Origin of the sequence: Aurantiacibacter sp. MUD61, from assembly GCF_027912455.1 — a bacterium.
Lineage (GTDB): Bacteria > Pseudomonadota > Alphaproteobacteria > Sphingomonadales > Sphingomonadaceae > Alteraurantiacibacter.
In genome coordinates this window covers 825,061-833,807 of sequence record NZ_CP115446.1, presented here as the reverse complement: position 1 = coordinate 833,807, position 8,747 = coordinate 825,061, and the positions used below count along the sequence as shown (strand labels likewise).

8 protein-coding genes are annotated in these 8,747 nt (G+C 61.8%); all 8 read right to left on the bottom strand.

All coding sequences use genetic code 11. The annotated features are described in order from the left end of the window. Window positions 1-45 precede the first annotated feature (45 nt). The gene (nadC, locus tag O2N64_RS04030; protein ID WP_271078998.1) at window positions 46-921 is read right to left on the bottom strand and encodes a carboxylating nicotinate-nucleotide diphosphorylase; all 876 of its coding nucleotides are present in this window, start codon (window positions 919-921) and stop codon (window positions 46-48) included. 106 nt (window positions 922-1,027) lie between these two features. Next, window positions 1,028-1,438 (bottom strand): DUF3035 domain-containing protein, encoded by a 411-nt coding sequence (locus tag O2N64_RS04025; protein ID WP_271078997.1) that lies wholly within the window; start codon window positions 1,436-1,438, stop codon window positions 1,028-1,030. A gap of 27 nt (window positions 1,439-1,465) precedes the next feature. After that, window positions 1,466-1,984, bottom strand: a complete 519-nt coding sequence (gene lspA / locus O2N64_RS04020; RefSeq protein WP_271078996.1) for a signal peptidase II — start codon at window positions 1,982-1,984, stop codon at window positions 1,466-1,468. Then, window positions 1,981-4,977, bottom strand: coding sequence for an isoleucine--tRNA ligase (gene ileS / locus O2N64_RS04015; protein WP_271078995.1), 2,997 nt, complete (start codon window positions 4,975-4,977; stop codon window positions 1,981-1,983). The genes lspA and ileS overlap by 4 nt, the downstream gene beginning before the upstream one ends. A gap of 61 nt (window positions 4,978-5,038) precedes the next feature. Continuing rightward, on the bottom strand, window positions 5,039-6,097 hold the full coding sequence (locus O2N64_RS04010) for a glycerophosphodiester phosphodiesterase family protein (RefSeq protein WP_271078994.1): 1,059 nt from the start codon (window positions 6,095-6,097) through the stop codon (window positions 5,039-5,041). After that, window positions 6,094-7,017: a bifunctional riboflavin kinase/FAD synthetase gene (locus O2N64_RS04005; protein WP_271078993.1), complete on the bottom strand. Its 924-nt coding sequence runs from the start codon at window positions 7,015-7,017 to the stop codon at window positions 6,094-6,096. Before O2N64_RS04005 ends, O2N64_RS04010 begins: the two co-directional genes overlap by 4 nt. Further along, on the bottom strand, window positions 7,014-8,249 hold the full coding sequence (locus O2N64_RS04000) for a dipeptidase (RefSeq protein WP_271078992.1): 1,236 nt from the start codon (window positions 8,247-8,249) through the stop codon (window positions 7,014-7,016). The genes O2N64_RS04005 and O2N64_RS04000 overlap by 4 nt, the downstream gene beginning before the upstream one ends. Beyond that, window positions 8,246-8,746, bottom strand: coding sequence for a dihydrofolate reductase (locus O2N64_RS03995; RefSeq protein WP_271078991.1), 501 nt, complete (start codon window positions 8,744-8,746; stop codon window positions 8,246-8,248). The genes O2N64_RS04000 and O2N64_RS03995 overlap by 4 nt, the downstream gene beginning before the upstream one ends. Between the last annotated feature and the right edge of the window lies 1 nt (window position 8,747).

The following is an 8,747-nucleotide window of genomic DNA, read 5'->3' as shown; positions in this document are numbered from 1 at the left end:
GGATAGTGGCGAGCCGGACAGCCGGCTCGCCATCTTTCGGCGCTGTTATTCGACGGTGAAATCGAGGCCGATGTCGGCGGCTGGCGCGCTTTGGGTGAGGCGGCCGACGGATACGTAATCCACGCCGGAGGATGCCTTGGCGTGGATAGTGTCGAGATTGATGCCGCCTGATGCTTCGGTTTTCACCCGCCCCGCGACCAGCTCGACGGCTTCGCGCAGCGTTTCAGGCGACATATTGTCGAGCAGCAGATGGTCGGCGCCCGCCGCCAGCGCAGGCTCGATCTGATCGATCCGGTCGACTTCGCAAATGATGTGCTCGACCCCTGCATCGCGCGCGCGGCGCACCGCTTCGCCGACATTCCCGGCGACAAGGATGTGATTATCCTTGATCATGGCGGCATCCCACAATCCCATGCGGTGATTGCTCGCGCCGCCCTGGCGCACGGCGTATTTCTCCAGATGACGGAGCCCCGGAATGGTCTTGCGCGTATCGAGCAGCGTGCAATCCTGATTGTCACCGCCAGCGCGCATCGCATCGACATATTGCCGCGCCATGGTGGCAATGCCGGAGAGATGCTGCACGGTGTTGAGCGCGCTGCGCTCTGCCGTCAGCATGGCGCGGGCATTGCCGGAAAGGCGCATCAGATCGGTGCCGGGTGAGACCTGCGCGCCTTCCTCCACAAGCACCTCTATGGCCATATCTGGGTCAAGGTGGCGGAAGAAAGCGACAGCAACGGGCAGGCCTGCAACAGTAGTCGCATCGCGGCTGTCCATGACACCGGAAAAGCGAGCGTCCGCCGGGATCACCGATTCGGCGGTCACATCGCGGCCCCCGCCGGGCAGGCCTTCGCCCAGATCTTCTGCAAGGGTTTCCCGCACGAAGCGGTCAAGGTCGAAGCCGGTCAGCGTGAAATCAGTCATGCGCGCTGTCATGCCGGTTTGTTTCGACACTCTCAAGCGCGCATGAAAAAGCGGCGCTGAGGCCAAGCCTCGCGCCGCTGTTTTCAGATCGGTTGTAAAGCCGCGATCAGCTCGGAATAACAGCCTGTGCCGACTGGCCATTGCCTTCAGGAGCGGCGAGGATCGTGCGCACGTCCAGGCCCTTGTCGACCGTGAAGGTGTCCGGAAAGCCTACCGCTGTGCGGATGCCGGGCTCTGCCATGCCTGCCGCTTCCAATGCGCTGGTTTCCACTTCGCTGCGGGCAGCAGGACCGCCAAACAGCGCCTCAAGAGCCTGTTCGGACGCGGTGCCTTCAACCGGGCGCGGTGCGCCGGGCTCTGGCGGGACCATGTGGAAATCGGGCGGGATCACCAGCGGCGCCTGGCGCTGCACGGCGAACTCGTCCGGGCGTTCGCGGCTGGCGACATCGATACCACCGCAGGCGGTGAGGCCCGTTGCGGCCGTTGCCAGAATGATGATGCGGGTGAATTTGGCCATTGTCTCTACTCTCTAGCGGCTCAGCGCTTATTCGGTTGCAGTGTCCTGCTCGTCCTCGGGTTTCTCGCGCATGAACAGCGCGCGGGCAAGGATAATCACCACCCCGATGGTTATTGCGGCATCGGCAATATTGAAAATCAGGAAGGGGCGAAAGTCCCCAATGTGGAAATCGGCATAATCGATGACATAGCCATACAGCGCGCGGTCACGGATATTGCCCGCTGCCCCGCCCAGAATCAGACTGAGCGCGAGAATGTCTCCGAAGAGTTTCTCGCGGAACATCCAGACCAGGACGACCAGCGCGATGAGCGCGGTGACGCCGACAAGGATCCAGCGCATTTCCACGCTGGTTGCCTCGAACATGCCGAGCGAGACACCGTAATTGTTGGTGCGGGTGAAATCGAAGAACGGGAGAATGGGGTAATTCTCGCCGATCTGGTCAAGACCGAGATCGTTGACGACAAAATGCTTCACCCATTGGTCGAACGCGAAAATGATCGCTGCAATCGCGAGGCCGAGGGCGCGGAATTTGGCGAGCTGGCTCATGCGCTTGCGTCCATTTCGGCGACCACGCTTTCGCAGCGATTGCACAAATCGCCATCTTCCTCGACTTCCGGAAGGAGGCGCCAGCAGCGGCCACATTTGGCGTCGGGAGATTTATGTACAACAGCCCCGACGGACTTGTCAGAATTCCAATGGACCTCCCGCTGCTCGAAAGGATTGCCCTGTAGCAGATTGACGGTGCCGCTAATAAATAGTTGTGAGATCAGTACGTCATCTGAGCGCAACCAGCTATCGAGCCTATCTCTGGCTTCTTGGTTCTCGAAAACGAGCGACACCCGAGCCTGCATAGTGGACTTGATGAGGCCGTCCCGTCTTGCCTCTTCTGCTGCTGAGAATACAGCATCGCGCAGATCTCTTAGAAACGCCCAACCTTCTCTATCAGCAGTCACTTCCGGCAGCGCCTCCAGCTCCAGCATGTGCACGCTGCCGCCATCCGGATAGCGGGTGCCCCACACCTCTTCGCTGGTAAACACCAGCACTGGCGCGGCGTAGCGGATCAGCGCGTGGAACAGCGTATCGAGCACGGTGCGGTAAGCGCGGCGCTCCACACTGCCGGGGGCATCGCAATAAAGCCGGTCCTTGCGGATATCGAAGAAGAAGGCCGAAAGGTCCTCATTCATGAAGTCGACGAGCGCGCGGGTGTAGGCGTTGAAGTCGTAATCGTGGATGCACTGGCGCAGCTTCGCGTCCAGCTCACCCAGCAGGCTGAGCATATACCGCTCCAGCTCCGGCATTTCGCTGACATCGACGCGTTCGCTATCCTCGAAACCACCGAGCGCGCCCAGCATGTAGCGGAAGGTGTTGCGCAGCTTGCGATACTGGTCGGCCACGCCTTTGAGGATTTCCGGCCCGATGCGGTGGTCTTCGGTGTAGTCGACGCTCAGCGCCCACAGGCGGATGATGTCGGCGCCGTATTCCTCCATCACCTTCAGCGGATCGACCGTATTGCCGAGGCTCTTCGACATTTTCCGACCATCAGCCGCCATGGTGAATCCATGGGTCAGCACGCTTTTGTAAGGCGCATGCCCGCGCGTGGCGCAGCTTTCGAGCAGCGAGGACTGGAACCAGCCTCGATGCTGGTCACTGCCTTCGAGATACAGATCGGCAGGCGATTGCAGGTCCGGCCAATTATCGCTTTCGAGCACGAAGGCGTGGGTGGAGCCGCTGTCGAACCAGACATCGAGGATGTCGCCGATCATCTCGTAATCGTCGAGCTTGTACTCCTCGCCCAAAAGCGTCTGGGCATTCTCTTCCGACCACGCATCGACACCGTCCGCCTTGATCGCGTCCACGATACGCTGGTTGACCGCTGGATCGACGAGATATTCGCCGGTCTTGCGATTGACGAACAGCGTGATCGGCACGCCCCATGCGCGCTGGCGGGACAGAACCCAGTCGGGACGCCCCTCGACCATCGAGCCGATACGGTTCTTGCCCTTCGCCGGAACGAAGCGCGTCTTGTCGATTTCACCGAGGGCGATTTCGCGCAGCGTTGCGGTGTCACTCGCCTGCGTGCCCAGCGCGATAGCGCCGCCAATCGCGCCCTGGTCGGCAATCGGATAGTCGAACTCGCCCACCGGCTTGTCCATCGGCACGAACCATTGCGGTGTGCAGCGATAGATGACCTTGGCTTTGGAGCGCCACGAGTGGGGGTAGGAATGCTCGTAATCGGCAGAGGCCGAGAGCAGCGCGCCTGCTTCGCGCAGGTCCGAACAGATGGGTCCGTCGGGCGCATTGAATTTTGGATTGATGACGCTGCCATTGCGCGCATCGGTGCGTGGCAGCCAGCCCCAGTCTTCGCGATAGCGCCCATCGGCATCGACCACGAATTTGGGATTGATGTTTTCTTTCCAGCCAAGGCTTTGGGCGCGTTTGCACAGCTCGAAATCGTCCTCGCCATGGTCGGGTGACATATGCACGAGGCCGGTACCGCTGTCGGTGGTGACGAAGTCTCCGGGGAGCAGCGGACGCGGCTCGGCAAAGAACCCGCCAAGATGGTGCATCGGGTGGCGGGCTGCTGCATTATGCAAAGAGGAGTCGATGAGTTCTTTGTCGAACTCCAATTCCATGCCGGTTCGCTCAACAAAATGCTCGAACAGCAACGGGTGAAGCACGAAGCGGTCACCATTCGCATCTTTGTAAAGGGCATAGTTCCCGATTCCTGAGCGGAACGGGTGAGGGTGGAATGCAAGGGCTTGGTTTACCGGGATTGTCCAAGGCGTGGTCGTCCAGATGACCGCGAAGACTTTTTTGCCTTCTGCTAGATATTCGGTGATCGCCTTAGACTTCGGAGCTTCGACAATCTCAAACGCCACATCGATCTGCGTTGAGGTAATATCTTCGTACTCGACCTCGGCCTCGGCCAGCGCGGTCTTTTCGACCGGGCTCCACATCACCGGCTTCGCGCCGCGATAGAGCTGGCCGCTCTCTGCAAACTTGAGCAGTTCGGCGACGATGCCAGCTTCGGCTTCGGGCGCCATCGTCAGGTAGGGCTTGTCCCACTCACCCGTGATGCCAAGGCGCTTGAACTGTTCGCGCTGTACATCGACCCATTCGGCGGCGTAATCGCGGCATTCCTGGCGGAATTCGCGCACCGGGACTTCATCCTTGTTGCGCTTCTTCTTCTTGTACTTTTCCTCGACCTTCCATTCGATGGGCAGGCCGTGGCAATCCCAGCCGGGCACATAGGGCGCATCACGCCCAAGCAGGCTCTGCGTGCGGACGACCGCATCCTTCAGCACTTTGTTCAGCGCATGGCCGATATGGATATTGCCATTGGCGTAAGGCGGGCCATCGTGCAGCACGAATTTCTCGCGCCCGGCACGCGCCTCGCGCAGCGCCTTGTAGACACCTTCCTCTTCCCAGCGCGCGAGAATGCCCGGCTCCTTCTGCGGAAGGCCGGCCTTCATGGGAAAATCGGTCTTCGGCAGGAAGACGGTGTCCCGGTAATCGCGCTTGCTAGATTCTTCGCTCATAGGGCGCAGGCAAGTAAGGGCAAACGCGCCCTACGGCAACACCGCATCGCGCTTGGTAAGGCTAATCCAGCCCGAACCGCGCACGGCGGGCGGGCAGGGCATCTTCGGACCCGGCGCGTACATCCGCACGGCGGCGATCCGCACTCGGGCGAAGGGCGGGGCCGATCGTCCAGATATCCTCCACCCAGACATAGCCATTGTAGGTGCTGGGAATTTCCTCAAGCTGTTCGGGCAGGGCGAGGCCGCGCGGGTGGTTCTCCACGTCCATCGGGCCGATCACCAGCACACGTCCGCCATGCGCTTCCATCCGGGCAATGGCGCGATTGGGCCAGCCCCAGAACGCCCATTGCTTGTCCAGCGGCACGACCAGCGTGCGCCCCCGGCAGCTCTGCGGCAAATAGCCCGTCCAGCCATAGGCGACATAATCGCGCGAGCATTCTTCCAGCTCCGGCGCGGTCCATGACCATGCATCGGGATAATACTCGCGAATACGCGCGATCACATCCGGGTGGCCGTAGAAAGCATCGCCCATCCGCTCTACCCGGCGGCCCGATGCCTCCAGCTTCTCGGCGAGCAGATCCGCCTCTGCCGGATCGCGCGACTTGAAATTGAACACGATCGCGCGGCGGGACAGCACCTGCAACGCTTCCTCCAGGGTGGGGATGCGGTTGTCAGGATTGCCGCGGAACGGGAATGTTGCGCCGCCATCCGCTGTATAGCCATAGCCTGCATCCAGCGCCTGCAATTCCGCCATGCTCGCATCGCGGGTATCGCCGCTGCCATTGGTGCGGCAGTCGAGCGTCCAGTCGTGAAATACCGCGATTTCGCCATCGCTGGTGGGCGCAATGTCCACCTCGATCATCTGCGCGCCGACCTGCAGCGTCATGGCCATGGAGGGGAGGGTGTTCTCGAGATAGTCGTGCACCGGCTCCTCGATCCGGTCGGCGGTGCAGGTGTCGCGCCCGACGCCTTCCTTGTCATACAGCTGCGCCACGCCGCGATGGGCGATTAGCTTCGGATTGCCCTGCGGCGTGGGGGCGAGCCAGCTGGCATTGACCACGGTCAGGATGAGGAAAGCGACGGCAAGCGCCATCGCGCCGCGATAGAGCCAGATTTTCATGCGAGTAGCGTGCGAGCCTTTTTGCAGTCAGCATCCATCTGCGCGATCAGCGCGTCCAGATCGTCAAACTTCGCTTCGGGGCGGAGGAAGTGGCGAAATTCTATGTCGAGGACTTCGCCATAGAGATCGCCGGAGAAATCGAAGAAATGCGGCTCCAGCAATTCCTTGGGCGGATCGAATTGCGGGCGCACACCCAGATTGGCCGCGCCTGTCAGCTCCTGCCCGGTCGAGAGCACTTTGCCGCGCACGGCATAGATGCCGAAGCGGGGGCGCAGATAGTGCCCCATGTCGATATTGGCGGTGGGATAGCCCAACTCGCGGCCGCGCTTGTCACCATGGATCACTTCGCCGCGCACGGTGAAGGGGCGGCTGAGCAGGCTGGTGGCGACATCGCATTCGCCCGCTTTCAGCGCATCGCGGATACGGCTGGAGGAAATGACTTGCCCGCCATCGCCGACCGGGCCGATGGCGCGCGCCTGAATGCCGCAATCCGCACCGACGTCGCGCAAGACCTGCGTATTGCCGCCGCGCCCTTTGCCGAAGGTAAAGTCCTCGCCCGTGACTACGCCCGCCGCGCCGATATGGCTGCCGAGCAGCTCGCGCACGAAGCTCTCCGCTTCCATACTGGCGAGCGTATCGCCGAATTCGAACACGAGCATCGCCGCGGCGCCGGCTTCAGTAAAAAGCTCTTCGCGCTGGTCCAGCCGCGTCAGGCGGAAAGGCGGCACATGCGGGGCGAAATGGCGCACGGGGTGGGGATCGAACGTGGCGACGATGGCGGGGCGGCCTTCGCTCTTCGCCCACTCCACCGCTTCGGACACGACATGCTGGTGCCCGCGATGGAAGCCATCGAAGTTGCCGAGCGCGACGATGGCGCCGCGCAAGCTTTCAGGGACAGGATCGCGGTGGAAAAGCCTCACTCGCCTACTCCGGCCTGTGGAACCATGATCGGGTTGCCGTCCTCGTCTATCCAGTTCTCGCCCCATGGGACCAGGCCGGCACGGATGACCCGTAAAGCATTCAGCCCCATGATCGCGCGAATTTCATCCTCGCTGAAACCATCGTCCATGAGCGCCTGCGTCACATGCACGATGTTGGCCGTGTCGAACCGCACTTCCACCGTCCCGTCATAATCGCTGCCGAGCGCGACATGCTCCACGCCGACCAGGTCTGCCACATGGCGCATCGCGGCCACGATGGCTTGCGGCGATGTGTCGCAGACAGCGCCCGGGAAATAGCCGATGCCGATCACGCCGCCCGTCGCCGCGACACCGCGGATTTCATCATCGGTCAGGTTGCGATTGACCGGGCAGGTCGCCTGCACTCCGCCATGGCTGGAGACGAGCGGGCGGCGCGCCATCGCGATCAGCTCAGCAACGCATTGGTGACTGCAATGGGCGACATCGACGATGATGCCCATGCGCTCCATCTCACCCACCATTTCGCGCCCAAAATCGGTCAGGCCACCCTTCTCCTCGCCATGCATCGATCCCGCGAGTTCATTGTCGAAGAAATGGGTGATCCCCGCCATGCGCATGCCATCATCGTACAGGCGCTGGAGGTTTTCCGCGCGGCCTTCCAGATTGTGGAGCCCTTCGACCGATAACAATCCGCCAACTGGCTGATCAGCGGTGCCGCGCTGGTCGAGCAGGGCGTCGATATCTTCGGGAGTGCGGATGGTGCGCAGCGCGTCGGGGGCGTCACTTGCGGCGCGGGTCAGGCGGGAGGCATGCCAGCGCGATCGTTCGAATAGCGATGTCCAGGTCGAGACGGGCTGCAGCTGACCGATCGCGAGAAGGGTAATGTCATCGCGCGCGTCAGCGGAATTCTCATCGAAATTAAGGCCTGCAGGCGACTTGGTGACGCTGGAGAATACCTGCAGCGCGACATTGCCATCTATGAGGCGGGGCAAATCCATATGGCCGCGATCCGCCCGCTCGACCGGATCACGCGCCCACATCAGCGTGTCCGAATGGAGGTCGACGATGGTCAGCGTTGCGTGCAGTTCGCGCGCTTCATCGGTGATTTCCGGCAGCGGTCCGCCATCGATCACATTCATGTTCCGCTCGGCGATACCGGGGGCGAAGATGAAGAAGCCGGCCAGCGCGACGACCAGCACGATGCCCAGACCCTTGAGAATTCGCCCGATCATCGCCGCCGCTCGAAAGTGACGAAGTCGAATGGTGGAAAGCCTTCAGCAGTGCGCGGCTCGCGCGCTACTTCGTGCCAGCTGTCGTCATCAGCCGGGCTACGCATGGTCACGTCGCCTTCGGTTTCTTCATGCACTTCGGTGAGCTCGAAGACCGTGCCATGATCCCAGAATAGGTCGAATATCTCCGCCCCGCCAATCACGGCGAAATCCTCGCCGGCCACCAGCGCCAGCGCACCTGCAACGTTGTGCGCGACTTCCGCACCTTCGGCCTGCCAGTCTTCAGAGCGGGTGAGCACGATGTGGCGGCGGCCGGGCAGCAGGCCAGGCAGGCTTTCAAAGGTCTTGCGGCCCATAACCATCGGCTTGCCCATGGTCAGGCGCTTGAACCGTTTCAAATCTTCCGAAATCGCCCAGGGCACGGCGCCATCGCGCGCGATCACGCCATTGGTGGCACGGGCGACGATGAAAAGAACTTCGCGGTCAGCTTTGTCAGTCAAA

Coding starts and splice junctions, on each gene's coding strand:
- O2N64_RS04025 (WP_271078997.1), bottom strand. CDS start 1,438: ATGGCCAAATTCACCCGCATCATCATTCTGGCAACGGCCGCAACGGGC.
- O2N64_RS04000 (WP_271078992.1), bottom strand. CDS start 8,249: ATGATCGGGCGAATTCTCAAGGGTCTGGGCATCGTGCTGGTCGTCGCG.
- lspA (WP_271078996.1), bottom strand. CDS start 1,984: ATGAGCCAGCTCGCCAAATTCCGCGCCCTCGGCCTCGCGATTGCAGCG.
- ileS (WP_271078995.1), bottom strand. CDS start 4,977: ATGAGCGAAGAATCTAGCAAGCGCGATTACCGGGACACCGTCTTCCTG.
- nadC (WP_271078998.1), bottom strand. CDS start 921: ATGACTGATTTCACGCTGACCGGCTTCGACCTTGACCGCTTCGTGCGG.
- O2N64_RS04010 (WP_271078994.1), bottom strand. CDS start 6,097: ATGAAAATCTGGCTCTATCGCGGCGCGATGGCGCTTGCCGTCGCTTTC.